Source organism: Allocatelliglobosispora scoriae (assembly GCF_014204945.1).
GTDB classification, from domain to species: domain Bacteria; phylum Actinomycetota; class Actinomycetes; order Mycobacteriales; family Micromonosporaceae; genus Allocatelliglobosispora; species Allocatelliglobosispora scoriae.
This window is the reverse complement of sequence record NZ_JACHMN010000002.1, coordinates 320150-344828: the sequence shown is the minus strand read 5'-3', so window position 1 is coordinate 344828 and position 24679 is coordinate 320150. Positions and strand designations below refer to the sequence as shown.

21 protein-coding genes and 2 pseudogenes are annotated in these 24679 nt (G+C 69.6%); 12 read left to right on the top strand and 11 right to left on the bottom strand.

The genetic code is table 11. From position 1 onward, the window contains the following. Positions 1–19 precede the first annotated feature (19 nt). Both F4553_RS07520 and F4553_RS07515 read left to right on the top strand, forming a co-directional pair. Positions 20–1903 carry an ABC transporter ATP-binding protein gene (locus F4553_RS07520; protein ID WP_184833873.1) on the top strand — a complete coding sequence of 628 codons (1884 nt, stop codon included), beginning with the start codon at positions 20–22 and terminating at the stop codon, positions 1901–1903. Between the two features lie 199 nt (positions 1904–2102). Next, on the top strand, positions 2103–2852 hold the full coding sequence (locus F4553_RS07515; protein WP_184833871.1) for an SAM-dependent methyltransferase: 750 nt from the start codon (positions 2103–2105) through the stop codon (positions 2850–2852). 50 nt (positions 2853–2902) lie between these two features. Here the strand turns inward: F4553_RS07515 and F4553_RS40050 are convergent, their stop codons facing one another. Together F4553_RS40050 and F4553_RS07505 are read right to left on the bottom strand one after the other, a co-directional pair. Further along, a complete protein-coding gene (locus F4553_RS40050) occupies positions 2903–3571 on the bottom strand; it encodes a hypothetical protein (RefSeq protein WP_221470501.1) in 669 nt (222 codons plus the stop codon). Positions 3572–3629: 58 nt separating this feature from the next. Beyond that, positions 3630–5090 (bottom strand): glycoside hydrolase family 75 protein, encoded by a 1461-nt coding sequence (locus tag F4553_RS07505; protein ID WP_184833869.1) that lies wholly within the window; start codon positions 5088–5090, stop codon positions 3630–3632. Between the two features lie 197 nt (positions 5091–5287). On the opposite strand from F4553_RS07505, the pseudogene F4553_RS43170 reads away from it, so the two are divergent. The 3 genes and pseudogenes from F4553_RS43170 to F4553_RS07495 all read left to right on the top strand — a co-directional run. After that, a pseudogene (locus tag F4553_RS43170) lies at positions 5288–6460 on the top strand (fibronectin type III domain-containing protein); the annotation flags it as partial. Continuing rightward, a pseudogene (locus F4553_RS43165) lies at positions 6360–7666 on the top strand (glycoside hydrolase family 18 protein); the annotation flags it as partial. The pseudogenes F4553_RS43170 and F4553_RS43165, both read left to right, overlap by 101 nt. A 110-nt stretch (positions 7667–7776) precedes the next feature. Then, positions 7777–8385: a hypothetical protein gene (locus tag F4553_RS07495; RefSeq protein ID WP_184833866.1), complete on the top strand. Its 609-nt coding sequence runs from the start codon at positions 7777–7779 to the stop codon at positions 8383–8385. Between the two features lie 61 nt (positions 8386–8446). On the opposite strand, the gene dinB is transcribed toward F4553_RS07495, so the two are convergent. Further along, entirely contained in the window at positions 8447–9634 is a 1188-nt protein-coding gene (gene dinB, locus F4553_RS07490; protein ID WP_184833863.1) for a DNA polymerase IV, read from the bottom strand. Positions 9635–9737: 103 nt separating this feature from the next. Between dinB and F4553_RS07485 the strand changes: the two genes are divergently transcribed. Together F4553_RS07485 and F4553_RS07480 are read left to right on the top strand one after the other, a co-directional pair. Continuing rightward, a complete protein-coding gene (locus F4553_RS07485; RefSeq protein ID WP_184833861.1) occupies positions 9738–10490 on the top strand; it encodes a hypothetical protein in 753 nt (250 codons plus the stop codon). Between the two features lie 47 nt (positions 10491–10537). Then, positions 10538–10921: a DUF952 domain-containing protein gene (locus F4553_RS07480; RefSeq protein WP_221469810.1), complete on the top strand. Its 384-nt coding sequence runs from the start codon at positions 10538–10540 to the stop codon at positions 10919–10921. A gap of 112 nt (positions 10922–11033) precedes the next feature. On the opposite strand, the gene F4553_RS07475 is transcribed toward F4553_RS07480, so the two are convergent. The 3 genes from F4553_RS07475 to F4553_RS07465 all read right to left on the bottom strand — a co-directional run bounded on the left by F4553_RS07475 (position 11034) and on the right by F4553_RS07465 (position 13007). Further along, positions 11034–11909 (bottom strand): MauE/DoxX family redox-associated membrane protein, encoded by an 876-nt coding sequence (locus F4553_RS07475; protein ID WP_184833859.1) that lies wholly within the window; start codon positions 11907–11909, stop codon positions 11034–11036. Between the two features lie 61 nt (positions 11910–11970). After that, entirely contained in the window at positions 11971–12594 is a 624-nt protein-coding gene (locus F4553_RS07470) for a cell wall protein (RefSeq protein ID WP_312875129.1), read from the bottom strand. Between the two features lie 8 nt (positions 12595–12602). Beyond that, the gene (locus F4553_RS07465) at positions 12603–13007 is read right to left on the bottom strand and encodes an RlpA-like double-psi beta-barrel domain-containing protein (RefSeq protein WP_184833857.1); all 405 of its coding nucleotides are present in this window, start codon (positions 13005–13007) and stop codon (positions 12603–12605) included. Between the two features lie 309 nt (positions 13008–13316). Between F4553_RS07465 and F4553_RS07460 the strand changes: the two genes are divergently transcribed. Then, entirely contained in the window at positions 13317–14627 is a 1311-nt protein-coding gene (locus F4553_RS07460; RefSeq protein WP_184833855.1) for a L,D-transpeptidase, read from the top strand. A gap of 47 nt (positions 14628–14674) precedes the next feature. On the opposite strand, the gene F4553_RS07455 is transcribed toward F4553_RS07460, so the two are convergent. After that, positions 14675–15121 carry a MarR family winged helix-turn-helix transcriptional regulator gene (locus tag F4553_RS07455; protein ID WP_184833853.1) on the bottom strand — a complete coding sequence of 149 codons (447 nt, stop codon included), beginning with the start codon at positions 15119–15121 and terminating at the stop codon, positions 14675–14677. Between the two features lie 62 nt (positions 15122–15183). Here F4553_RS07455 and F4553_RS07450 point away from each other — a divergent pair, with 62 nt between their 5' ends. After that, positions 15184–15804 (top strand): hypothetical protein, encoded by a 621-nt coding sequence (locus F4553_RS07450; RefSeq protein ID WP_184833851.1) that lies wholly within the window; start codon positions 15184–15186, stop codon positions 15802–15804. 108 nt (positions 15805–15912) lie between these two features. Then, positions 15913–16500 (top strand): hypothetical protein, encoded by a 588-nt coding sequence (locus F4553_RS07445; RefSeq protein WP_184833848.1) that lies wholly within the window; start codon positions 15913–15915, stop codon positions 16498–16500. A 95-nt stretch (positions 16501–16595) separates the two neighbouring features. On the opposite strand, the gene F4553_RS07440 is transcribed toward F4553_RS07445, so the two are convergent. Continuing rightward, entirely contained in the window at positions 16596–16967 is a 372-nt protein-coding gene (locus F4553_RS07440; RefSeq protein ID WP_184833846.1) for a hypothetical protein, read from the bottom strand. A gap of 105 nt (positions 16968–17072) precedes the next feature. Between F4553_RS07440 and F4553_RS07435 the strand changes: the two genes are divergently transcribed. Together F4553_RS07435 and F4553_RS07430 are read left to right on the top strand one after the other, a co-directional pair. Further along, positions 17073–19535 (top strand): GcvT family protein, encoded by a 2463-nt coding sequence (locus F4553_RS07435; protein ID WP_184833844.1) that lies wholly within the window; start codon positions 17073–17075, stop codon positions 19533–19535. Positions 19536–19677: 142 nt separating this feature from the next. Then, entirely contained in the window at positions 19678–20358 is a 681-nt protein-coding gene (locus F4553_RS07430; protein ID WP_184833842.1) for a pentapeptide repeat-containing protein, read from the top strand. A gap of 11 nt (positions 20359–20369) precedes the next feature. Here F4553_RS07430 and F4553_RS07425 read toward each other — a convergent pair whose 3' ends face one another. From F4553_RS07425 to F4553_RS07415, 3 genes are all read right to left on the bottom strand, one after another. Next, the gene (locus F4553_RS07425) at positions 20370–21539 is read right to left on the bottom strand and encodes an ROK family transcriptional regulator (RefSeq protein ID WP_312875128.1); all 1170 of its coding nucleotides are present in this window, start codon (positions 21537–21539) and stop codon (positions 20370–20372) included. Positions 21540–21730: 191 nt separating this feature from the next. Further along, positions 21731–23227, bottom strand: coding sequence for a glycoside hydrolase family 36 protein (locus F4553_RS07420; RefSeq protein WP_184833840.1), 1497 nt, complete (start codon positions 23225–23227; stop codon positions 21731–21733). An 88-nt stretch (positions 23228–23315) separates the two neighbouring features. Beyond that, complete coding sequence (locus F4553_RS07415; RefSeq protein ID WP_184833839.1) at positions 23316–24662, bottom strand: ABC transporter substrate-binding protein; 1347 nt, start codon at positions 24660–24662, stop codon at positions 23316–23318. Positions 24663–24679: the final 17 nt, after the last annotated feature.

Sequence of the window (24679 nt, the reverse complement as noted above, 5' to 3'; positions counted from 1 at the left end):
AAGATGATTACCTGAGGCCATGTCCGACGATCTCCACGAGATCGAGACCGAGGCGCGCCCCTGGGAGGCCTACGACTCGACGGTCGCCGCGACCGGGTTCTTCGCGATGCTGCGCTACCTGCCGCGCCTCTGCGGGCAGGTGCTGCGCCTGGCCTGGTCGACGAGCCGGGTCGACACCGCTGCCCTGATCGGCCTCACCGCCGTCGCCGAGGCGCTCACCGGCGTCGGCCTGCTCGCCACCAACAGCGTCTTCGAGGGCCTGCTCATCGACGGACCGAGCCCCGAACGGGTCCGCGCGGCGCTGCCCGGCCTCACCCTGCTCGTCGTCTCCGTCGTCATCCGCGGCGTGCTCCGCCAGGGCGCGCACTGGGCGCAGGCGCGGCTGTCGCCGCAGCTCCAGCGCGCGGTCGAGACCCGGATGCTGGGCCTGGTGACGCAGGTCGAGCTCGTCGCCTTCGACGACGGCACCTTCCACGACCGGCTACACCGGTGCCGCCAGCGGGCCGGCGGCACCGTCTACTCCCTGCTGCGGATCGCGGTCGACCTGCTCGGCTGCGTCGCCGGGTTCGCAGCGATCGCGGGGGCGCTGACGGTGCTGCACCCGATCCTGCTGCCACTGCTGGTCCTCGCCGTGATCCCGAGCGCGTGGGCGGCGGTGCGATCGGCCCGGCTCTACTACCAGATGGTGATCGGCTTCTCCGGGGCCAACCGGCGGATGGAGACGCTCGGCGACCTGATGACCGAGCGGTCGTCGGCGGCCGAGGTGCGCTCCTACACGATGCGGCCGTTCCTGCTGGGGGAGTGGGAGCGGCTCTCCCGGCACGTCCAGGCCGCCGACCTGGCGATCGAGAAGAGACGTGCGACCGCCCAGGCCGCGGGCAGCGCGCTGGCAGCCGTGGGTACGGCGGTGATCTTCGCCGCGCTCGGCCTGCTGCTCTACACCGGGCGGATGCCGCTGGCCGCCGCCGGAACGGCGGTGATCGCGATCCGAGCCGCGATCAACGTGCTCACCCAGGCCACCCAGGTGATCAATTACGGATACGAGAACGGCCTGTTCTACCAGGACTACCTGGACCTCTGCGCCGAGGCGGAGCAGCGGCGGATGCGCGACGGCGGTGTCGAACCGCCGGCCGACCTGGACCGGATCTCGGTCCGCGATGTCACCTTCACCTACCCGGGCGCCGAGGAACCGGCTCTCAACGGGGTGAGCCTGGAGATCGCGTCCGGCGAGATCATCGCCCTGGTGGGGGAGAACGGCTCCGGCAAGACCACCCTGGCGAAGGTGATCGCCGGACTCTACGAACCGGCGTCCGGCGATGTCACCTACGGCGGGGTGTCCGCCCGGTTGATCGACCTGGACGGGCTGCGCGGGCACACCGCCGTCATCGCGCAGAACTTCACCCGCTGGCCCTTCACCGCCCGGCAGAACATCACCATCGGCCGCTTCGACCACCCCGACGCGGTCGGGCAGTTCGAGCGGGCCGCGTCGGCATCCGGCGCCGCCGAGGTCTTCGCGCGGCTCAGCAAGGGTGCGGAAACGCTGCTGGATCCGTCCTACAAGGGGGGCACGGAGCTCTCCGGTGGGCAGTGGCAGCGGATCGCGGTGGCACGCGGGCTGTTCCGGGACGCACCGCTGCTGATCTGTGACGAGCCGACCGCCTCGCTGGATGCGAAGACCGAGCACGCGATCTTCGAGAGCATCCGGCGGCACGCGGTGCAGCGTACGGTCGTGCTGATCACGCACCGGCTCGCCAGCGTCCGCTACGCCGACCGGATCTTCGTCCTCGACGGCGGGCGGGTCGTCGAGCAGGGCACGCACGCCGAGCTGATGGCCCTGGCCGGGATCTACGCCCAGTTCTACTCGCTGCAGGCCTCCGCCTATCAGGAGGTGAGCCCTCTATGACACCAACTCTTGAAGAGTTGCTGCTTTTTTTGGGGGCGGGCGCAACTCGTTAAACGCGGTTGCAGACGGAGGGCGTCGGGGCTAGCGTCCGGTGATCATTCAACCGTGGCAGCAGAAGTAGGTGTGATTATGCGTGTTGTCGGCGTTCGTCCGCTCGCAGTTCAGACGACCCGTACACCCATGGTGAGGAATCAGAGCATTGGATCTGCCACGTAGTTACACCATCCGGGAGAGCAGCCACCGGATCTGCGACCCGTTCACGGCGGAGAAGTTCGCCATCCTCGGCGCCGCCATCAGGCTCCGGCCCGGCATGACGGTGCTGGACCTGTGCTGCGGCAAGGGCGAGATGCTGTCGAGTTGGGCCCGTGACCACCAGGTCACCGGGGTCGGCATCGACATCAGCACCGTATCCATCGCCGCGGCGATCGAACGGGCCGCCGAGTTCGGCGTCTCCGACAACGTCGAATACCTGCACGGTGATGCGTCGCACCACGTCTCGGCCGAACCGGTCGACGTCGCGGCGTGCATCGGCGCGAGCTGGATCGGTGACGGCATCACCGGCACCATCGCGCTGCTCGAACGCAGCCTGCGTCCGGGCGGCACCATCCTGGTCGGCGAACCCTTCTGGCGGGGCGAACCGCCCACCGGCGCGGAAGCGCTCCAGGCGTGTCACGCCGAGACGCCGGACTTCTACCGGACGCTGCCGGCGCTGGTCGAGCACTTCGGCGAGCTCGGCTACGACCTGGTCGAGATGGTGCTCGCCGATGAGGACAGCTGGGACCGTTACCGGGCCGCGAGCTGGCTCAACCTGCGGACCTGGCTCGACGAGAACCCGCACGACGAGCTCGCACCGGAGCTGCGGGCCGAGCTCGACACCGCTCCGCTGGAGTATGTCCGCTACAGCCGGCCGCTGCTCGGCTGGGGCGTGTTCGCCCTGATGAAGCGCTGATGTGAGTCGCTGATCGATCGGCGGCCACCGTTTCACGGTGGCCGCCGCCGTCATCGCAGCCGGGCCGCCGTGGCGCGGGCCGTCGCCACCGCGGCAGCGCGGAGCTGTTCCTGGCCGCCGGGGCTGTTGGTGGTCGCCTTGACGCGTACGCCCAGCAGCAGGTTCCCGTCCAGCGCCCACAGTTGCCAGGTGCGTGCCTGGGCGCTTTCGGTGGCGTACCCCCAGGATCGGGTGAGCAGGTCGACCGGCTCGACCACCCGGCCCGTGGGGAGGTTGGCGCGGGTGTCGTCGAGCCGGGCGCGCGCCTGCGCGGCGGCGTCGGATCCGGTGAAGAGCATGGCGGTGACGAACCCGGAGGTCTCGACGCTGCCGTGCCGGAACACCTGCTGGCAGGTGTGGACGGTGTATCCGGACTTGTCGCTGTGGTCGCCGGTGCCGCGCGAGACCGGCTGCGCCGCGAGGTCCGCGATCGGGGTGAGGTCGACGGCGGCGCACAGGTCCCCGGTGATCCGGTGTGCCGTCGGCGCACCAGCACCACTCGGCGCCGCAGTGCCCGGCGCGGGAGTGGCGACCGGTGAGGTGACGCTCGGCGAAGGCGCACCGGTCGCGGGCGGGGCGGGGACGATGACGGGACCGATCGGGGTCGGCCCGGAGCAGCCGGTCAGCGCGCAGACGGCGGCGGCGGCGAGCCCGGTGATCCAGCGGGCCTGACGGCACATGGCTCCTCCTCGGGGGAGATGCCCGTGGCGGCCGGGACGACCGCCACGGGCGAGGTGATCAGTTGCTGTTGACGAAGGTGCGCGCGAGCGTCTGACCCAGTGTCACCGCGTTTCCTTGGTTCTCGATGGGGCTGACCCGCTGCGAACCCTGGAAGACGATGTAGGTGACACCGCTGTCGGTGCCGCCGTTGCTGGGATCGGGGTTGATCCCGAGCGCGGCGGCCGTCGCGTAGGACGCCTCACCGATGATCTGTGTCGGCCCGGTGTCGCCGACGACGGCGTAGAGGACCTGGTTGTTGTAGATGACCGCGACCACGGTGCCGCACCCGATCTGGAAGTTGGCATAGTTCCAGATGGAGCTGGAGCTCGGCACCACGACGTAGGGCAGCTGCGCGGCGTTGAGCGCGCTGCCGTTGGAGGCGTGGCAGGCGGTGTCGGGCAGGAAGCAGCAGTCGGTGTCCTCGTTGCACTGCGCGGTGCGGATGCCGTCGCAGTCGATGTCCATGTCGGCCTGCCACAGGACCGCGCCGGTCTTCTGGCACACCGGGATCGTCGCGGTGGCGACGTCGGAGTCGGTCTTGTACCTGCCGTTGGAGATCTGGTTGCAGCTGCCGACCTTGGCGAGCAGCTCGGCGGCGGTGGGGGCGCCACCACCGCCGACGGTGCCGAGGGTGAGTTTGTCGAGGTTGGGGCCGCCGGTGGCGCTCGTGGAGGTGGCCCGGACCGTGTTGGTCCCGGCGGTGAGGGTCGCGTTGACGGTCACCTCGGACCAGGTGGTCCAGGCGCCGGTGGCGTTGAACGCCTGGTTGGCGCTGACGACCGTGCCGTTGACGGTGATCGACATGGGCCGGTTGGCGGTGGTGCCGTTGGCGAAGCGGATCGTCAGCCCGGTGCTCCCGGCGGCTGCCGGGACGACGGACCACTGGACGTAGCTGCCGACCGCGTTGTCGACGTTGACGAAGCCGGTGCCGGTGTAACCGGCCCAGTTGCTCTCGACGAGCCCTTGCGAGATCGTGGCGTTCTCCGCCTGGTAGACGGTAGCGGGCGGCGCGGCGGCGACCTCGAAGTCGAGGTAGTCCAGGTTGGCCGGACCGTTGGCGCTGGTGGCGGTCACCCGGATCGTGTTGCTGCCCGCGGTGACGGGCGCGGTGAGGGTCTTGCTCGCCCAGGTGTCGAAGTTGGTGGTGGCGTTGAAGGCCGAGGCCGCCGCGACGACGCTGCCGTTGACGGCGATGTCGGCGGGCCGGTTGGCGCCGGAGCCGTTGCTGTAGCGGATGGTGATCGTCGCGGTGCCCGCGGTTGCGGCGTTCACAGTCCACTGGGTGGAACTGCCGATGACGTTGTCGTTGTTCACGAATCCGGTGCCGGAGTAGCCGGTGTGGTTCGCCTCGACGAGCCCCTGGCTGATCGCGGCGTTCTCGGCCTCGTAGCGGACGGGTGCGGCGCTCGCCGGTGCGGCGGGTAAGAGCAGGCCGATCGCGAGTCCGGCGGCACCGAGTAGGGCGACATGCTTGCGCATGGTGTGGTCTCCCTCGTTAGCTCGATTAATAGTCAATTTGCCTAACAGATAGCGGTCGATGCTAGCCAGATCCGCGAATGAAGGTCAAGCATTGACAGTTAATGATCATCCGATTAACGTCTCAAGTACTTTAAGGATAGTTAACTAATTTATCCCGATCGACCGTCCACACCTGTAACAGTGAGGGGAGTTAGTCGATGAAACGTGCTCTTCTGGTGCTGTCGCTCGTCCTCGGCAGCATCACCGTCGTCGCCCAACCGGCGTCGGCAGCGGAACTAGCCATCAACGGTGGCTTCGAGACCGGGTCCCTGTCGCCCTGGTCCTGCTCCGGCAACCTGGGAAGCGTCGTCTCCAGCCCGGTCAAGAGCGGCACGAAGGCCCTGGCCGCCGCCGCGTCGGCGTCCGACAACGCCCAGTGCACGCAGACGATCTCGGTCGTCTCGGGTACCGCCTACACGCTCTCCGGCTGGTTCAGCGGCGCCTACACCTACCTCGGTGTCACCGGCGGCACCTCCACCTGGACGCCCGGCGGGTCGAGCTACACCCAGCTCTCGCTCACCTTCACCGCCACCAGCTCCAGCGTGCAGATCTACACCCACGGCTGGTACGGGCAGGGCACCTACTACGCCGACGACATCTCCCTGCAGGGGCCGGGCGGCAGCGGCACTCCGGGCTCGCCCGGGACGCTGACCTCCAACGGCCAGACCGCGTCGTCGATCAACCTGACGTGGGGCGCCTCCTCCGGCACCGTCACCGGCTACCGGGTCTACGAGGGCACCACGCAGCGGGCCCAGGTCACCGGCACCACCGCCTCGATCACCGGTCTCGCCACCTGCAGCAGCCACACCTACACGGTGAAGGCCTACAACGGCGTCGGCGAGTCGACGGCGAGCAACCCCGTCACCGTCTCCACGACGGGCTGCGTCGGCGTACCCGGGACCCCCGGCACGCTGAGCTCCACCGGCACCACCGCGTCGTCGATCTCCCTGTCGTGGGGCGCGTCGTCCGGCACGGTCACCGGTTACCGGGTCTACGAGGGCTCCACCCAGGTCGCCACCGGCACCGGCACCACGGCTACCGTCTCCGGCCTGGGTGCCTGCACGACGCACACCTACACGGTGAAGGCCTACAACTCCGGCGGCGAGTCCGCCGCGAGCAACGCGGTCACCGCGTCGACGACCGGCTGCACCACCACGCCGGGCGCCCCGACCAACCTGACCGTCGGCACCGTCACCAACACCTCGATCGCGCTGTCATGGGGTGCCGCCTCCGGCACCGTCACCGGCTACCGCGTCTACGAGGGCGGCACCCAGGTCGCCCAGGTCACCGGCACCTCCGCCACGATCTCCGGCCTCGGCACCTGCACCAGCCACACCTACACGGTGAAGGCCTACAACGCCAACGGTGAGGGTCCGGCGAGCTCCGCCGCGAGCGGCTCCACCACCGGCTGCACCGGCGGCGGCAACAAGCTGATGGGCTACTTCGTCGAGTGGGGCGTCTACCAGCGCCAGTACTTCGCGAAGAACATCCAGACCAGCGGCTCGGCCTCGAAGCTGACGCACATCAACTACGCGTTCGGCAACGTGACCAACGGCGCCTGCCAGATCGGTGACGCGTACGCCGACTACGACATGGCGTACACGACGGCGAACAGCGTCGACGGTGTCGCCGACACCTGGGACGCCGGTGCACTGCGCGGCAGCTTCAACCAGCTCCGCAAGCTCAAGCGGCTCAACCCCAACCTGAAGATCCTGTGGTCGTTCGGCGGCTGGACCTGGTCCGGCGGCTTCGGCCAGGCGGCGCAGAACCCGACCGCGTTCGCGAACTCCTGCTACAACCTGGTCGAGGACCCGCGCTGGGCAGATGTCTTCGACGGCATCGACATCGACTGGGAGTACCCGAACGCCTGTGGTCTCTCCTGTGACAGCAGCGGTGCGGCGGCCTTCAAGAACGTGATGCAGGCGCTGCGTACCCGGTTCGGCTCGTCCTACCTGGTGACGGCGGCCATCACGGCCGACGGCAGCAGCGGCGGCAAGATCGACGCCGCCGACTACGGCCCCGCGGCGGCGTACGTCGACTGGTACAACGTCATGACGTACGACTTCTTCGGTGCCTTCGCCGCGCAGGGCCCCACGGCCCCGCACTCGCCGCTGAACTGCTACTCGGGCATCCCGCAGGCGGGCTTCTGCACGGAGGCCGCGATCGCGAAGCTGAAGTCGAAGGGCGTGCCCGGCAGCAAGCTGCTGCCCGGCATCGGCTTCTACGGCCGAGGCTGGACCGGTGTCACCCAGACGGCACCCGGCGGCACCGCCACCGGTGCGGCACCCGGCACCTACGAGGCGGGCATCGAGGACTACAAGGTCCTCAAGAACACCTGCCCGCCCACGGCGACCTTCGCCGGCACGTCGTACGCCAAGTGCGGCAGCAACTGGTGGAGCTACGACACCCCGGCCACCATCGCCAGCAAGATGAGCTGGTCGAAGAGCCAGGGTCTCGGCGGTGCGTTCTTCTGGGAGCTCACCGGTGACACCACCAACGGTGAACTCATCACCGCGATGAAGAACGGTCTCAACTAGTTTCATCCGGGCGGGGGCGGGCTTCGGCTCGCCCCCGCCTCCATTCCGGTTCGGTTGCTGTGTCGTCGAGCGGACAGCGTTCCGTGTCGTGATCGACTCCACTGGGTGACATGAAGCGTCTCGGCCTCGTCGCCGTCATCCTCGTCCTCGCCGTCGCCGGCTGCTCCAAAGATGCCGACCCGGCCGCCACCCCCACCACCGGCACCTCCACCTCGGTGGACCCCACCGATGCGGCGAGCCCGTCGACGGCCGCCAGCCCGTCCTCCGATGCGGTCGTCTTCACCGTGGACGGCGGCGGTCCCTATGAGATCGGGGCGACGCTGACGTCGCTCAAGGACAAGAACCTGCTCGACGCGGTCTCGACGACGAACGAGCTCTGCCCGACCAACACCTATGCCAAGGGCACCGGGGACTGGAAGGATCTGAATCTCTCCTTCCGCCCCGACGGCAAGCTCTACATGGCGGTCAACCGGTCGGCGAAGATCCCGACCCCGTCGGGTGCGTGGCTCGGCATGACGATGGCCGCGATCCAGTCGATCTACGGCACGATCGGCAAGCAGCTCGACGGCGGTGGCGGTGCGGTGGCGTTCCTCGTCACCACCGACACCGGTCAGGGCCTGCTCTTCGACTTCGACCAGAAGAAGAAGGTCATGTCGATGATCGCCGGTGACGCGACCTACCTCAAGGACAGCTACCTCGGCGGCACCGACTTCTGCTGAGGCGTCCCCGTCACGTGGTGCGGCACAGGATGGCCATGCTGTGCCGCACCACGTGACGGGCTCAGTCCGGGAGCATCGGCATCGTCAGGCCGGGGTCGCGGCCGAGCAGGGCGCCGCGGGTCACCGCCGCCGAGCCGAACCGGTCCCGGATCGAGTCCAGCGCACCGTCGAGCAGGGCCGGGTCGGCGCTGAAGGGGAGCGCGAGCTGTTCGAAGCCCCGGTTGTCGAGGTTGCCCACGGAGATCCCGACCAGGGTGAGGCCGCGGGTCTCGATCAGCTCGCGGACGGAGTCGACGAGCCTCCGCGCCACCGCGAGGACCGTCTCGGTCTGCAGCGTCGGCCGCAGCAGGGTCTGCGAACGGGTCGCCCGGGTGAAGTCGTCGAACCGCAGCCGCAGCGTGACCGTCCGGCCCGGCCGCTGCGCGCTGCGCATCCGCCGGGTGACCCGGTCCACCAGACCCATGAGGGTCGCGTCGATCTCCTCGGCGGTGTGCCGTCCCCGCCACATCGCCCGCTGGGCACCGATGGAGCCACGCCGCTTGCCGGTCTGCACGGGGCGCGGGTCGCGGTTGTGGGCGAGCGCGTCGAGGTGGCGTCCGGCGCCGGGGCCGAGGATCGCGATCAGGGCCGCTTCGCCGACCCGGGCGACGTGGCCGACGGTGCGGATGCCGCGTTCGCGCAGCTTCTCGGCGGTGACCCTGCCGACGCCCCAGAGGAGCTCGACCGGGAGCGGGTGCAGGAAGGCGAGCTCGCCCTCGACCGGCACGACGAGCAGCCCGTCGGGTTTGGCGACCTGGCTGGCGACCTTGGCGAGGAATTTGGTCCGGGCCACGCCCACGGTGATCGGCAGCCCGACCCGGCGCTGCACCTCGATGCGCAGACGGGTGGCGATCTCGGTCGGCGTCCCGGCGATGCGGTGCAGGCCGCCGACGTCGAGGAACGCCTCGTCGATGGAGACGCCCTCGACGAGCGGGGTGGTGTCGCGGAAGACCTCGAAGACGGCCCTGCTCGCCTCGCTGTAGGCCGACATCCGCGGCGGCACGGTGATCGCGTCGGGGCAGAGCTGCCGGGCGGCCCGGCCGCTCATGGCGGTGCGGACACCGCGGCGCTTCGCCTCGTAGCTCGCGGCGAGCACCACGCCGGAGCCGACGATGACCGGCCTGCCGCGCAGGCGCGGGTCGTCACGCTGCTCGACCGAGGCGTAGAACGCGTCGAGGTCGGCGTGCAGGATGCAGGCCAGGTCACGCATGCGGTGATCATAGGACACATGTTCGAATCCGGGGGTCCTGGGCGCCCTGCGTGACAGCGGCAGGTCGGCGTTACGCTCACGCTCCCTCGACCTTGGAGTGATGGTGTCCGACACCCACCTGCGACCTTCCACCGACGACACTGCCGCGACGGCAGCGCACCCGCCGACCGTGGGGTCGAGGCGGCGGCTGTGGGCCGTCGTCGGGACGCTGGTCCTCCTGCTCGCCGCCGGCGGAGTCGCCGGAGCGCTCCTGTCCGGCGCGGAAGCCGACGAGGTGCCGGCCGCCGCACCCGCCACGCCGTCAGCCAGCCCGAAGGTCCAGAGCCCGTCGCCGAAGCCCGCGCCGGAGCCGCCGATCACGGTGAAGCTCTCGCTTCCGGCGAAGTTCAAGGAGACGACGGGGGGCACCGTCATCGACTTCAAGCGCGATTCCACCGCGCAGTCGCAGACCAGGGTGGACGACGATTTCCGCGCGGTGGTCCCGCCGTTCGCCGTCACGTCGAAGGTGACGGGTGCCTACACGTCCCCCGGCTACGATTTCGATGTCGAGATCATGGCGGCGACCGGCGACAACGCGGACTACGCGGACTTCCTCCTCACGATGTACCAGCAGTTCTTCCAGTACCCCACGCGGCAGATCCCGTCCGGCGCGGCAACCGGACCCCTGGGCGGCGCGGCCGGATGCCACGTCTTCACGCTGCACGGGAAACCCTCGTCGGTGTACCTGTGGAGCGACCGGGGTTCCTTCGGGATCCTGGCCTTCCGCAATCTCGCCGGGCTTCACGGAAGCTGCGGAAAATACAATGACCAGGTGGCCCTGATGGTTCGGGCTCTGGTCGAGAAGCGCATCAAGTAGGGATCGCACCGCTTGCGTGAATCCCCGCCGTCCTTATGCTGGGGTCCATGTCTGCGATCGTTTACAAGCTGCTCACCACCGCCGAGTGGGCGCAAGCCCGCCAGGACGGCGTCTACACGGGCTCGGCACTCGACCGCACCGATGGTTTCATCCACTTCTCCACCGCCGACCAGGTGGCGGAGACGGCAGCACGGTATTTCGTCGGCGCACCGCCGCTGACGCTGCTCGCGGTCGACCCCGAGCGCGTCGAGGCGGAGCTGCGCTGGGAGCCCTCGCGCGGCGGCGCGCTCTTCCCGCACCTCTACGCCGACCTGCCGCTCGCAGCGGTCTTCGCCGCCGGGGAGCTGCCGATCGAGGCCGCGATCACGGCGGACGGGCTGTCCGCCGCGGTCACCGACCTCGTCGCACATCTGTCCAGCTCACAGGCATGATCGGCGCAACTCTTCAAGAGTTGCGCCGATCATGAGATTGCGCGGATGCCGATCGTGAGGTTGCGCGGATCGTGCTTCTCGCCGGTCTCGTCGGTCGTCGCCAGGTCGGCGATCAGGCGGGTGCGGGGACCGGCCAGCCGGCCTCCGCCACCGGATCGGGGATCGGGTTGAGGGAGAGCAGGACCTCGCGGGTCTCCTCGTCGACGATCGCCACCCGGACCGCGCCCGGCTGGTAGCTCAGCCTCGGCACGGCGAAGACCGCCGAACCGACCCGCCCCTGGTAGCGGGCGGTGAAGCAGACGATCCGCCACTCGCCCTCGTCCCAGTGCTCGCGCACGTCGGACTCGATGAGGTCGGCGATGCGGCGGTAGACCCCGCTGCGGTGAAGCTGCTCGACCGTCGAGGCGATCGGCACCTCGAAGGATCCGGTCGGCAGCGGATGGGTCAGCCGGACCTTCAGTCGCCGCAGCGGCACCAGCCAGTAGCCGTCCAGCTCGGCCGAGAGGGCCACGACCGCGGCGGCCTCGGCGAGCAGCAGAACCGTCGCGGCGAGCGGGTGCTCGGTCGCCGCCGCCAGCCAGAACTCCGTCGTGGTCAAGGCTGCCAGGGCGGCGAGCAGGAGCAGGCCGGCCCGGGCGAAGCCCCGCCAGCGCACCGGCGCTCGCTGGGCGCTGAGGCAGCCGCAGGACGATTCGGGTGCGGCGACTTTGGCGTACCCGAGATAGGCGAGAAAGCCGACGTGCAGCGCCGCGGCGACGGCGGCCTCGGCCCGCGGTGCCGGCGGCAGCGCGAGGGCCGCGCCCAGCGCGACCTCCACGAAACCCACCAGGGTGTACGCCGGAACGGCCCGCTCCGGACCGAGGAGCTGTGCCAGCGCGGACCTGCGGGCCGCGTCGGCCGACTGCCGACCGGCGAGCTTGCCGACGCCTGCCCAGAGCAGCACGGCGGCGATGAGAAGGGGTTGGACGGACGCGACCCACAGCGGCATCGCTGACTCCTTTGCGGGGAAGGGTCCGGGCAGGCGGCGTGCGGTGCCTGCCCGGAGTGGGTCACGCGGCCGCGTAGACGGTGGCGATCTCGATCTCGTTGGTGTCGGGCAGCCAGGCGCCGAGGACCTGGATGTGGGCGCCGACCTTGAGCAGCGACAGGTCCCCGATGGCGGGGGTGCTGTTGTAGACGGCCGCCGAGGTGCCGGGCACGACGTGGCCGACGATGCGGCGTCCCTTGTGGTCGAAGTGCACGACGTTGCGGCCGATGGCGGCGATGTGCACCTGCAGGTTGACGATGTTGACCCAGATCGAGTCCGCGGCGAGCGAGCCGTCGGCGAGCCGGGCTCCCCGGGCGTAGAGGCCGTCGCCGACGGCGATGCGGTCGAAGGTGGTGGGGCGCAGCTTCCAGATGCTCGACCCGTTGGTGACCCTGATCCGCCACAGGGTCTTGTCGGAGCCGGTGACGAGCAGGGTCGTTCCGGCGATGCCGGTGATGCGGCCCTCGGCGAAGTTGGGGTCGGGCGCGTCGAGGTCGGGTGCGGTTGCGGGCCCTGCTGCGGGTCCCGTTGCGGCGAAGGCCGCCTCGGGGGCGAGCGAGCCGAACGCGGTGGCTCCGACCAGGGCGGCGGTGGTGCCCAGGGCGGCTGCGCTGAGCATGCGGCGGCGGTCCATCGGTGTGTCCACGGGATGCCTCACGCCTCGATCAGGACGGGCCGGAGCCCGCCGGAGAGGCTGGCGATCGCGCTGAACGCCGCCGGGGTGAGGTCGATGATGCGGTTGGAACCGCAGACCGAGCCGCAGCAGGTGCGCTCGCCGCAGAAGAGGTCCGTCTGCGGGCCGCAGTCGGCGATGCGGGTAGCGACGCGCTTCCCGTTGCACCGGTTGGTCGTGTAGTGGGTGAATCCGCAGCCGCGCCGGGCGAGGGGCTCGCCGCAGGCCTCGGGGTGGGTGATCGCCAGGCAGGCGTCGGAGGTGTTGGGCCAGGCGTGCTGCATGCTGCCGGAGTTGCAGGTGCCGCAGGCACCGTGCCCGGCCGTGCCGCAGGGTCCCCAGGAACTGCCGCAGCAGAACCATGACATTTCACCGTATAGCGCCATGGGTTACCTCTCCTTCATGGTGGAGGATCGGGTACGCGGTGGGCCCATCGACGTTGGTCACTATCATGGCGAAGGAGGTTGCCAAATTCAAGCGATACAGTGAAATATTTCTACAGAAATGATGCTGTGACATGGATCGCTGCCCCTGCGGAGGATGTGACCGGGCCCACGGGTCGGGAGTGATCCACACCTGTGGGGGAGCCATCCCGGCCCATCCCGGGTAGGCTCGGCCGGAGGAGTTCGAATGGGTGCGCCGTGCGCGCAGCCTTCTTCACAAGCACTGACACCCCTCGACCCCGGTGAGGAAAAATGCCAGCCGAACACCCGAACAGCACCTGGACCCGCCGCCGCGCGTTGACCGCGCTCGGCCTCGTCGGCGCCGGTCTCGCGGGCCTCTCGGCCTGCACCGACGACGACGAGCCGGGCACGCCGGGCCAGCCCGGATCCAGCGCGGGCGGCGACAGCCCCGCCGGTCCGCCGCCCAAGGCGAGCGTGACGATCACGGCCCCCGCCGCGGACGCCAAGGACGTGCCAGCCGGTGTCGAGATCGTCTTCTCGGCCAAGGACGCGGTCAAGACCGAGGTCGTGCTCACCGACGCATCGGGCGCCACAGTGGAGGGTGCGATGCACCCCGACGGCACCGGGTGGATGCCGGGCAAGACGCTCGCCTACGGCGCCACCTACACGGCGAAGGTCACCGCGACCGGCGACGACAACCGACCCGCCGAGGCGACCGCGACCTTCACCACGATGGCGAAGCCGTCCAAGACGATCAACTTCAGCAGCTTCCTCGCCGACGGCGCGGTCGTCGGCGTCGGCATGCCGATGATCATCCGGCTGAGCGAGAGCATCGACTCCACCGCCGACCGGGCCGCCGTGCAGCGCCGCATGCAGGTGCGCACCGAGCCCGCCCAGGAAGGCATCTGGACGTGGTACAGCGGCAAGGAGATGCACTGGCGCCCGAAGGAGTTCTGGAAGGCCGGCACGAAGATCTTCGTCGACGTCCGGATGGGCGGCGTCAAGGTCGGCGACTCCTACGGCAAGGTCGACCTCACCCTCGACTGCAGCACCGGCTCGGCCCTCGTCATGACCGTCGACGACAAGGCGAAGCCCAAGGTGATGACCGTCGTCAAGGACGGCGTGATCCTGCGCCGGATCCCGGTCAGCCTCGGCCGGGCGACGATGCCCTCATCCAGCGGCACCATGGTCATCATCGAGCGGCTCGCGAAGACCGTCTTCGACACCCGGACGGATCCCAACCCCGCGAACCGCTACGTCACCCCCATCGACTACGCCCAGCGGCTCACCTGGGGCGGCGAGTTCATCCACTCGGCGCCGTGGTCCGTCGGCGACCAGGGCAAGCGCAACGTGTCGCACGGCTGCATCAACATGTCGGCCGCCAACGCGAAGTGGCTGTTCAGCATCACCCGCGTGGGCGACCCGGTGACGATCAAGGGCACGCCGCGCAAGCTGGAATGGAACAACGGCTGGACCGACTGGGACCGCCCGTGGGAGGACTACGTCAAGGGCAGCGCCATTCCCTATGTCGCGCCCGCGCCGACGACACCCGACCCGTCGGCTTCACCGGCCGTCTCGCCGTCGGCGACGCCCACCGCCTGAGGTCCTGATTCGTGCGCGTTCCCCGTCGTCATCCCGACGACGGGGGACTATCGCGCGTCTCGGGCGGCATCCAGATGCGCGTTGAGCTCGGCGATGAGGCCGATCAGTCCGCGCAGGCGGTCGTCGTCGAGCGGCTCGAAGGCCAGGGTCGCGTCGGGGTGCATCGCCATCATCGCCCGAGTGAGCAGCTCGCCACCGGTCTGAGTGAGCTTGACGACCCGCCGCCGGGCGTCGTCGGGTGCCGACTCGACGGTGACGGCGCCCTGGTCGACGAGCGCCTTGACCGTCTTGGAGACGGCCGGCTGATTGACCTCCATGGCGTCGGCGATCTCGCCGATCGAGGTGCCCTCCGGCGTGCTCATCAGGTGGAAGAGCAGGCTGGTGTGGGTCATCGTGATGCCGAGGGGACGCAACGCGCGGTTGAGTCGAGTGGTCGTGAGCTGATGCAGGATCGACAGCTCCCGTAACGCCTGTCCCTGCAGCTCCGGTCGCATCGCGCAATCATATTCCATGGAACGCTTGACAGCGGGAGCGTCACCCGGTCAAGATGCATTCCATGGAATATGAAATCTCCACTGACCGGCTCTCGGCGTACGCCCGGCTGCGCATCGCGGCGCGACGGACGACGGCGGCGCGGCTTCCCCTCCTGCTCGGCCTGCTCGGGGTGGGCTTCGTCGCGCAGCGGGTGAGCCAGGGTGTGCTCGACGGGTTCTATGCACGGTCGGGCTATCCGGTGCCCTACTACGTCGGGCAGCTCTCCTTCAGCGGACGGAAGCTGTCGGAGTGGTATTCGGCGATGGAGCAGGGTGGGACGCTGGGGATCTACTGGCAGACGCAGTTCGTCGACTTCGGCTTCATCGCTGCGACCGCGCTGTTCTTCACCGCCGTGCTGCTCCTGGTCGCGCGGGCCATGCCGCCGGGCAGGGCGGCGCGGACGAGGGCGGTGGCGCTGGTGCCGCTCGCGCTGGTGGCGCCCGCACTCGACGTGCTGGAGAACCTGATCTCGTTCGTGCTGCTCGGCGACCCGGCGCAGGTGAACGGCGCCCTGGCGATCGTCTACTCGACCGTCGCGGCGGTGAAGTTCGCCGGCTTCGCCTTCGTCTACCTCTGGACCGTGGTCGGCCTGCTGGCGGCGGCACTGCTCCGCATCCGCGGGCGCTCCCTCGCCACGCGCTGAGTGCTGACCCCGGTGCGCTCTGCATCGCCCCGGCGACGTAGAGCGCACCATCAGTTCACACGTATGGCGGGACAACGGGGGTCGAGCGCGGGCCATACGCTTGCGTCTATGAAACGGGGACTGGTGGCCGTCGCGCTGATGGCCGTGGCGATGACGGCGGGGTGCGCCGGGCAGGGCTCGGACGAGGCCGGCCCGGGCGGGATCGAGACACCGGGCTGCTCGCAGCAGGGCCCGGCGCCGGAGCCGATCGTGACGGCGGACGCCACGATGTTCGGCACGACGCAGAACATGAGCGACCTGCTGGAGGTGCTGCGGGTGCAGGGGGAGGGCCGGTTCGCCGACTCCTTCGCAGGCTTGGAGGTGATCCCGGAGCGCAACCGGGGAGTCGTCTACCGGGTTCCGTCGGCGGCTTTCGACACCTTCATCGCCCAGGCCGCCGGTCGGCAGTGCATGGAGATCCGCGACGCCCCGCATACGAATGCCGAGCTCAAGGCCCTGCACCAGCGGATCATGGACGACTCCGAGTACTGGCAGCAGCACGGCGTGCATATCAACATGTCTGGGCCGAAGCACGACGGGACCGCGGTCACGATCGGCACCGACGACCCGGCCGCTGCCGAACCGAAGCTCCGCCAGCGCTACGGCCCCGACGCCCCCCTGTCCTTCGAAAAGGCCGGCGGCATGACCGCAGACTGACCGCCGCCCCCAATTCGCGTTGATCAAGGGAAGACTCGCCATCTCGGGTGTCCGATGTGCGGCGAGTCTTCCCTTGATCAACGCGAATTTAAGGGCTAGCGGAGGCCGTCCATGAGGCGGCGGAAGAAGCCGCCCTCCATCGGCAAGGCCGGCTCGGGGGGCGGCGCCGTCTTGCGCTGGCGGGCGATGGGCTGGTCGTAGTCGGTGCGGGCGATCGCGTCGATGACCTGCTCGATGGTGAAGTTCTCCGAATCGGGGATCTGGGGGACGAACCCGACCAGCATTCCGTCACGCATGACCTGCGCTTCCAGGCCTGCGGTGCCGTCGGTGTCCCAGAGGGCCTGGCGGCCGTCGAGCAGGTCGACGCGGATGCCGTGCCGGGTGGTCGCGCTCGCGAGGGCCAGATGTGCGTGGATGCCGCGGTCGCGGAGCGCGTCGACGACCTTGCGTGCCCGGTTCTCGTCCATCCATCAGAAGATAGTCGGTGAATCTAGAAGAAGGCTGAGGATCGGCTGAGCCGAGAATCAGCGTATCGTGCCTGGACACGTGTCGTACTCGACGAGGAGATCGCCATGAGCGCACCCACCAGTCCGCTGCCCTCCCGGGCCCGCGTCGTCGTGGTCGGCGGTGGCATCATCGGCACCTCGGTCGCCTATCACCTGGCGAAGCTGGGCTGGCAGGACGTGGTGGTGCTGGAGCGCGACCGGCTGACCTCGGGCACCACCTGGCATGCCGCCGGGCTCATGGTCACCTTCGGCTCGCTCTCGGAGACCTCCACCGAGATGCGCAAATACAGCCGGGACCTCTACGCGTCGCTGGAGGCCGAGACGGGCCTCGCGACCGGGCTGCGGCAGTGCGGGTTCATCGAGGTCGCGACCGACCCGGGCCGTCTGGAGGAGTACCGCCGGGTCTCCGCCTTCAACCGGCTCTGCGGCGTCGACGTGCAGGAAATCTCCCCCCGCGAGGTGCAGGAGCTCTTCCCGCTCGCCGAGGTCGATGACGTGCTGGCCGGCTTCTACGTCGCCGACGACGGCCGGGTCAACCCCGTCGACGTGACGATGTCGCTGGCGAAGGGCGCCCGCATGCGGGGCGTGAAGATCATCGAGGGGGTCGCGGCCACCGGCGTCCTCACCCATCGGGGCACAGTCACGGGGGTACGCACACCGTACGGCGACATCGAGGCGGAATACGTCGTCAACTGCGCCGGGATGTGGGCCCGTCAGTTCGGGGAAGTCGCCGGGGTCAACATCCCGTTGCAGGCGGCCGAGCACTACTACCTGATCACCGAGCCGATCGAGGGTGTCAGCGCGGAGCTGCCGGTGCTGGAGGATCCGTCCTCCTACGGCTATTACCGCGAGGAGGGGTCCGGGCTGATGATCGGCCTCTTCGAGGCGGTCTGCGCACCCTGGAAGGTCGACGGGATCCCGGCCGACTTCTCCTTCGGCGAGCTGCCGCCCGACTGGGACCGGATGGGCCCCTACCTGGAGAAGGCGATGGCCCGGGTGCCGATCTCCTTCGATCGCGGGGTGCGCAAATTCTTCTGCGGACCGGAGAGCTTCACCCCCGACCTCGCCCCGATCGTCGGGGAGGCACCAGAGCTGCGCAACTACTTCGTCGCGGCCGGGCTCAACTCCATCGGCATCCTCACCGGCGGCGGCATGGGCCGGGCGGTGGCGCAGTGGATCGTCGACGGCCGCCCGGATGTCGACGTGACGGGCATCAACATCGACCGGCTGCACAGCTACCAGCGCAATCCGGAGTACCGCGCCACGCGTACCGTCGAGTCCTTGGGCATGGTTTATGCGTGCCACTATCCGGGACGGTCGATGCAGAGCGCGCGCGGCGCGAAGCTGTCGCCCCTGCACCACCGCCTCGCCGGGCAGCGCGCCTACTTCAAGGATGTCAGCGGTTGGGAGAGTCCCGACTGGTACGCCCCCGAGGGCGTCGAGCCGCGCGTCGAGGAGCTGTCGTGGGACCGGCAGAACTGGTTCGGCCACTGGGAGGCCGAGCACCGCGCGGCGCGCGAGGGCGTCATCGCGATGGACATGTCGTTCATGTCGAAGTTCCTGGTCCAGGGCCGAGACGCGGGACGTGAGCTGGAGCTGCTCTCGGCCAACCGGGTCGACGGCGAGCCGGGGATGATCACTTATACCCAGTGGCTCAACGAGGGCGGCACGATCGAGGCCGACCTGACGGTGACCAAGCTCGACGACGACCGGTTCTGGGTCGTCGCCTCCGACACCGCGCACCGGCACGCCGAGACGCGGATGCGGCGGCAGTTCGGGGACTCGCACGCGTTCGTGACCGACGTGACCTCCGGGTATGCGCAGCTCAACATCCAGGGACCCCGGTCGCGGGAGCTGCTCGCGGCGGTGACGAGCGTCGACATGTCCCACGAGGCCTTCCCGTTCCGGGCGGCGCGGGAGATCGATCTCGGCTTCGCGCGGGTGCTCTGCATCCGGATCACCTACCTGGGTGAGCTGGGCTACGAGCTCTACATCCCCGCGGAGCAGGCGGTGCACGTCTATGACCGGATCGTCGAGGCCGGTCGCGCGGTGGGCCTGAAGCACGCGGGTCTGAAGGCGTTGGGCAGCCTGCGCCTGGAGAAGGGGTACCGCGACTACGGCCACGACATCGACAACACCGACTCGGTGCTCGACGCGGGGCTCGGGTTCGCGGTCGCGCTCGACAAGCCGGGCGGGTTCATCGGGCGCGACGCGGTGGTGGCGCAGAAGGCACGCGGGCCGCTCACGAAGCGGCTACTGCAGATCCTCGTCACCGACCCGAAGCCGCTGATGTTCCACGCGGAGGTGGTGCGGCGCGACGGGGTGGCGGTGGGCTATCTGCGGGCGGCGTCCTACGGGTTCACGCTGGGTGGATCGGTCGGACTGGCGATGGTCGACGCGGGGGAGCCGCTCGACCAGGCCTGGATCGACGCGGGTTCGTGGACGGTGGAGATCGCGGGGACGGACTACCCGGCGGTCGCGTCACTGCGCCCCCTCTACGACCCGACGAACGCCCGCATCAAGCAGTAGCCGCAGCTCATCCCCAAGATCGCCGCAACTCTTCAAGAGTTGGTCCTAACGGTTTCAGGACCAACTCTTGAAGAGTTGCGGCGATCTTGGGCTGCGGCACCGGCGAGCGACGGCAGGTGACGGCAGGTTTAGGGTGGGGCGGGTGAGTAGTCGTGCAGGCGGGACCACCATCGGTCCGCGTACCCCCGCGAAGCCTCGGCCGCCCTCGGCGCTGGAGGCGGCCGGCTCGCCGGACCACGACCTGGAGGACGAGTCGACCTTCCGGCGGCTCGGCTTCATGGAGATGGACCTGACCGGCCAGTCCGGGGAGTCGATCGAGTTCGAGCAGTGCAAGTTCAGCCGGGCCACGCTCTCGGGCGTCGTCCTGGAGCAGTCGGCGTTCATGGACTGCCGGGTCGAGAACTCCGACTGGGCCAACCTGCGCACGACGAAGTCGTCGATGCTGCGGGTGGAGCTGCAATCGGTGCGGCTGACGGGCCTGACCTGGGTCGACGGCAACTGGCGGGACGTGACGGTGCGGGAGTGCCGGGTGGACCTCGCGACCTTCCGGTTCAGCAGCTTCAAGGACGTCGCCTTCATCGACTGCAACCTGACCCGGGCCGACTTCACCAACGCCGACCTGCGGGGCGCGCACTTCACCGGCTGCGACCTGACGGCGGCGCAGTTCGCGCAGGCCGACGCGGCGGGTGCCCGGTTCACCCGGTGCGAGCTCGCCGGGATCGGCAGCGTCGAGCGGCTGCGCGGCGCGACCGTGAGCGGTCACGATCTCGTGGCGCTGTCACACACCCTGGCCGGGGCGCTCGGCATCCAGATCGGGGAGTGAGCAAGCAGCCGTCATTGGCGGCGAGGCGCGACCGGAGCGGACAGCCCCGCGCTGAAGAGCAGGTTGTCCACCTCCTTGAGGGACAGCTTCAGCGCGCCGAGCGCGACGGAGTCCGCGCCGAGGGTGGAGGCGCGGACCTCGGGCATGCGCAGGCACAGGCGCTGCAGCTCGTTGCGCAGCGGGCCGAGGACGAGGTCGGCCGAGCGGGAGAAGCCGCCGCCGAACACGACCACCTGGGGGTCGAGGGTGAGCACGAGCGCTGCGGCGCCGACGGCGAGGTCCTTGACATACCGGTTGACCGCGGCGCGAGCGGCCTTGTCGCCCTGCCGTGCGGCGTTGAAGACCCAGGCGGCGGCGTCGTCGGGCTCGACGGTCGCGGGCACGCCGGGGCAGTTCTGGAGGTGCTCGGGGGCGTTGAGCCAGCGGACGTGCTTCAGCGCGCCGATCTCGCCCGCCGCGCCGCCGAAGCCGCGCCGCAGGACACCGTCGATGATCAACCCCGCGCCGGTACGCATACCGGCGAGCAGGTAGACGATGTCGTCGGCGTCGCTGGCGGCACCCTTCCACTGCTCGGCGAGGGCTGCCAGCTTGCAGTCGTTCTCCACCAGGATCGGGCAGGAGAACCGTTTGCCCAGGTGCGCGGCGAGGTTGACGCTCTTCCAGCCGGGAAGCGGCGTGAAGAAGCTCGTCCGCCCGGTCGCGTCGACGGCGCCGGTGACGGCGAGCGTGACGGCCCAGATGTCGGCGGGGTCCTTGCGTGCCTCGGTGACGCAGGCGTCGATGACCTCGTCGAGGGCGGCGAGCCGCTCGACGGGTCCGGCATCGGCGGGGACGGCCTGCCGCACCGAGTGGACGATGTTGCCGTCGAGGTCGGCCAGCAGCGCGAGGATCTTGTGCACGCCGACATCGACGCCGAGGACGTGGCCCGCACCGGCCCGGAACTGGTACCGGCGGGCCGGGCGCCCGACGGCGCTGCTGGCGCCGGGCTCGATCACGGTCGCCCAGCCGTCGGTCACCAGTCCCTGTGCGATGACGTCGACGGCGGGCCGGGACAGCCCGGTGCGCTGGGACAGCTCCGTCACGGTGGACGGCGGCTGGTCCCGCAGCGCGCGCACGATGCTCAGTGAGTTGAGCTCGCGCAGCCGCGGAAGGTCCGCTCCGGTTGTTGCCAGCTCTGTCACGCTCTGCCCCCTGTTTGCACGCAGAAAGCCCTGCGTAATACGCTTTGATCTTTACAAAATCGTCCAGTAATCGCAAGCCCACTCACGGTTGACCCGCCCTGCCCGGTCGTTGTCCGGTCCGGCCCGGATGACGGGTCAGGCCCGGTCGTGCCGCGAGCACAACCGGGCCCGGTCGGCCGGGGCGAAGCAGGTCAGGAGATGGGGTAGGCCTGCGCCGCCGGAGTGATCGCCGCGGTGAAGTCGGCGGTGCGCCCGCCGACGGTGTACTCGTAGCGGCCCACCCGACCGATCTCCGGCTGCGCCGCGAGGTAGGTGGTCATGTCGTCGAGCTCGGTCGCCGACAGCCAGCTCGGCGGATCCGAGACCGCCCGGAACCGGCAGATGTCGGCCAGGTCGCGCAGCCAGGCGAGCTGCTGGTCGGTGAGGAGGTTGAGGCGGCTGCGGAAGTAGATGACGTCCGGGTCGACCTCGGTGAGCGGCTGCTGCCACAGCCGGTGCAGCGTGTTGACGACCGCGTTGCGGGCCATGGCGTCGGACGGGTCGTCGCTGGCGTAGTTCTGCCACATGGGTGCCACGTCGGGGCCGCTGCGCAGCCCGTCGAGGATCCCCAGCGACGGCAGCAGGATGGCGCCGCTGCCCAGCAGGTAGACGTCGTCACCGGCGACCTCGCGGATCAGCGCCAGGCCGTCGCGGTAGGACTGCTCCCGCTCGGCGTCGTCGGCGCGTACCCCCGGCGCGGCACCGGCGTTGATGAAGTCGAGCTTGAGGTACTTGAAGCCCCACTCGTGCACCACCCGGTGGGTCAGCTCGGCGAGGTAGTCGCGGGTGGCCGGGCGGGACAGGTCCAGGGCGTGATAGCCGGTGCCCCAGTTGTTCCCGGCGATGACGGGCTCCCCGGCGGCGTCGCGCAGCAGCACCTCGGGACGCTCCCGGACGAGCTGGGAATCCGGCAGCGCGATGAACGGGGCCAGCCACAGCCCCGGCGTCATCCCGGCGTCGGTGATCCGGTCGGCGAGCGCCTGCATCCCGGACGGGAACTTCTGGTTGGGCTGCCAGTCGCCGACGAGCCGCTGCCAGCCGTCGTCGACCTGCACCACGTCGAAGGGCAGGCCGCGCAGGTCGTCGATGTCCTTGACGAGCTGCTGCTCGGTGATGGCTTCGTAGTAGGCGTACCAGGAGCACCAGACGTTTCCGGCCCGGCGGCTGCGGCTGCCCAGGCGGTCGGCGAGGTGCCGGGCGTACGCGGCGAACACCTCGTCCTCGGGGCCGAAGGCGGCGAACCACGGGTGGGCGCCGTGCTCGTACCAGCCGGAGAGGGTGTCGCGGTCGGCGGCGAGCCGCGCGCTGCCCAGGCCGAGTGCGCCCAGCAGCAGGATGTTGCCGTCGCCGGTGTCGAGGGCGGCGACGGCGGAGGAGTGGTGACGGGCGGGGTCGTCCCACACGGTGTCGTCGGCGGTGAGGCGCCGCTGCGGGTTGGCGATGCGCAGCGGGGGTTCGCTGAGCCGGCGCCAGCCGCAGGGGCTCCAGGAGTTGTGGCCGTGCCGGTAGAACAGGGCGTCGCCCAGTCCGTGCAGCAGGGCGACGCGTCCCGGCGGAAGTACCAGGCCCCCGTCGGCTGCTTGCGGGCTGCCGGGGCCGTCGTGTTCGAGGGCGAAGGTGTGTCCGGCCAGCTCGATGAGCAGTGCCATGGTTCTCCTTGGCGGATGAGTTGCGGAGTCTCTGAGTGCGGGGGTGCGGCGGGCTGCGGGAGCGGACCGCCGCACCGGATCGTGACGGCTACTTGAACAGGGCGTTGACCTGGTCGTTGGCCTTCTTCAGCGCGGTGGCCGAGTCGGTCTGGCCGAGCACCGAGGACTGGATGGCGTCCTGGACGATCTGGCTGACCTCGTTGCCGTGCTCGGTGACCGGCACGAAGAACGTGCCGCCGGGAGCCGTCGCCTCATCGATGAACGGCTGCACGTCGCGGCCCTTGGCCTTGTGCGCGTCGAGCGCCTTGTTCGTGGCCGACTTGATGGCCGGGAAGACGACGCCGTTGCCGCCGACGATGTTCTGGCAGTCGGCGGAGCCGAGGAACTTGACCCACTTCCAGGCCTGGTCCTTGTGCTTGGTCCCGGCCCAGATCGCGTCGGACAGGCCGTTGATGGCCGACTTGCGGCCCTGCGGCCCGGTCGGCAGCGGCGCGAGGGCGAACTTCACCTTCGCGTCGGCGGCGAGGTACGTGTTGATCATCCAGGAGCCGGCGAACGTCATGGCGCCCTTGCCGGCGGTCATGAGTGCGTCACGGCTGAGCGTGGAGGCCTTGTCCAGGGCGGGGCTGTAGCCCTTGGCGATGAGGGACTTGAACCAGTCGATCGTCGCGGCGAGCTTGGGGTCGTCGTACTTGTACTGGGTGCCCCACGGGTTCTTGTCGAGGTAGGTGAAGCCGTTGCTGGCGGCGAGGTTGCCCCAGCCGTTCTGGCCCTGCGAGCCGTCGGCCCACTCCGCCAGGTAGCCGTAGGTCTTGACCTTGGTCTTGTCGAAGGCCGGGTCCAGGCCGTTGTGGCCGTTGGCGTCGACGGTCGCCTTGGCGATCGCCTGCTCGAAGGTGCCGCCGTCGGTCGGGTTCCAGGTCAGGTTCTGCAGGCCGGCCGGGTCGATGCCCTGCGCCTTGAGCAGCTCGGTGTTGTAGACGATCGCCATCGTGTCCCAGTCCTTCGGCAGGCCGAAGCGCTTGCCGTCCTTGGTGAACAGGTCGGCGAGGCCGCCCTGGTACTGGGACAGGTCGACGCCGTCTGCGGTGACGTAGGGCTGGATGTCGAGGATCTGGCCGGCGCTGACGAACTGCGGGTAGTAGGAGCCCTGGTTGGTCCACACGTCCGGGGCGTCGCCGGAGGCGAGCTGGGTGGTGAGGTTCTGCCAGTACTGACCCCACGCCGCCTGGCTGATCTGCACGGTGATGTTGGGGTTGGCGGTGTGGAACGCGTCGGCGCACTGCTGGTAGGACGCCTTCTGGTTGTCGTCCCAGAGCCAGTAGTTCAGGGTGACGGCCGCGTCGGCGTCGTCCTCGGCCTGGCTGCATGCGCCGAGACCGGTCGCCACGGCCAGGGTCAGCAGTGCCGCTCCGACCCGTGATCTGCGATTCATCGTGTATTCCTTCTTCT

Coding starts and splice junctions, on each gene's coding strand:
- F4553_RS07465 (WP_184833857.1), bottom strand. CDS start 13,007: ATGGCGCTATACGGTGAAATGTCATGGTTCTGCTGCGGCAGTTCCTGG.
- F4553_RS07455 (WP_184833853.1), bottom strand. CDS start 15,121: ATGCGACCGGAGCTGCAGGGACAGGCGTTACGGGAGCTGTCGATCCTG.
- F4553_RS07445 (WP_184833848.1), top strand. CDS start 15,913: ATGAAACGGGGACTGGTGGCCGTCGCGCTGATGGCCGTGGCGATGACG.
- F4553_RS07520 (WP_184833873.1), top strand. CDS start 20: ATGTCCGACGATCTCCACGAGATCGAGACCGAGGCGCGCCCCTGGGAG.
- F4553_RS07480 (WP_221469810.1), top strand. CDS start 10,538: ATGTCTGCGATCGTTTACAAGCTGCTCACCACCGCCGAGTGGGCGCAA.
- F4553_RS07415 (WP_184833839.1), bottom strand. CDS start 24,662: ATGAATCGCAGATCACGGGTCGGAGCGGCACTGCTGACCCTGGCCGTG.
- F4553_RS07420 (WP_184833840.1), bottom strand. CDS start 23,227: ATGGCACTGCTCATCGAGCTGGCCGGACACACCTTCGCCCTCGAACAC.
- F4553_RS07450 (WP_184833851.1), top strand. CDS start 15,184: ATGGAATATGAAATCTCCACTGACCGGCTCTCGGCGTACGCCCGGCTG.
- dinB (WP_184833863.1), bottom strand. CDS start 9,634: ATGCGTGACCTGGCCTGCATCCTGCACGCCGACCTCGACGCGTTCTAC.
- F4553_RS07460 (WP_184833855.1), top strand. CDS start 13,317: ATGCCAGCCGAACACCCGAACAGCACCTGGACCCGCCGCCGCGCGTTG.
- F4553_RS07495 (WP_184833866.1), top strand. CDS start 7,777: ATGAAGCGTCTCGGCCTCGTCGCCGTCATCCTCGTCCTCGCCGTCGCC.
- F4553_RS07440 (WP_184833846.1), bottom strand. CDS start 16,967: ATGGACGAGAACCGGGCACGCAAGGTCGTCGACGCGCTCCGCGACCGC.
- F4553_RS40050 (WP_221470501.1), bottom strand. CDS start 3,571: ATGTGCCGTCAGGCCCGCTGGATCACCGGGCTCGCCGCCGCCGCCGTC.
- F4553_RS07505 (WP_184833869.1), bottom strand. CDS start 5,090: ATGCGCAAGCATGTCGCCCTACTCGGTGCCGCCGGACTCGCGATCGGC.
- F4553_RS07475 (WP_184833859.1), bottom strand. CDS start 11,909: ATGCCGCTGTGGGTCGCGTCCGTCCAACCCCTTCTCATCGCCGCCGTG.
- F4553_RS07435 (WP_184833844.1), top strand. CDS start 17,073: ATGAGCGCACCCACCAGTCCGCTGCCCTCCCGGGCCCGCGTCGTCGTG.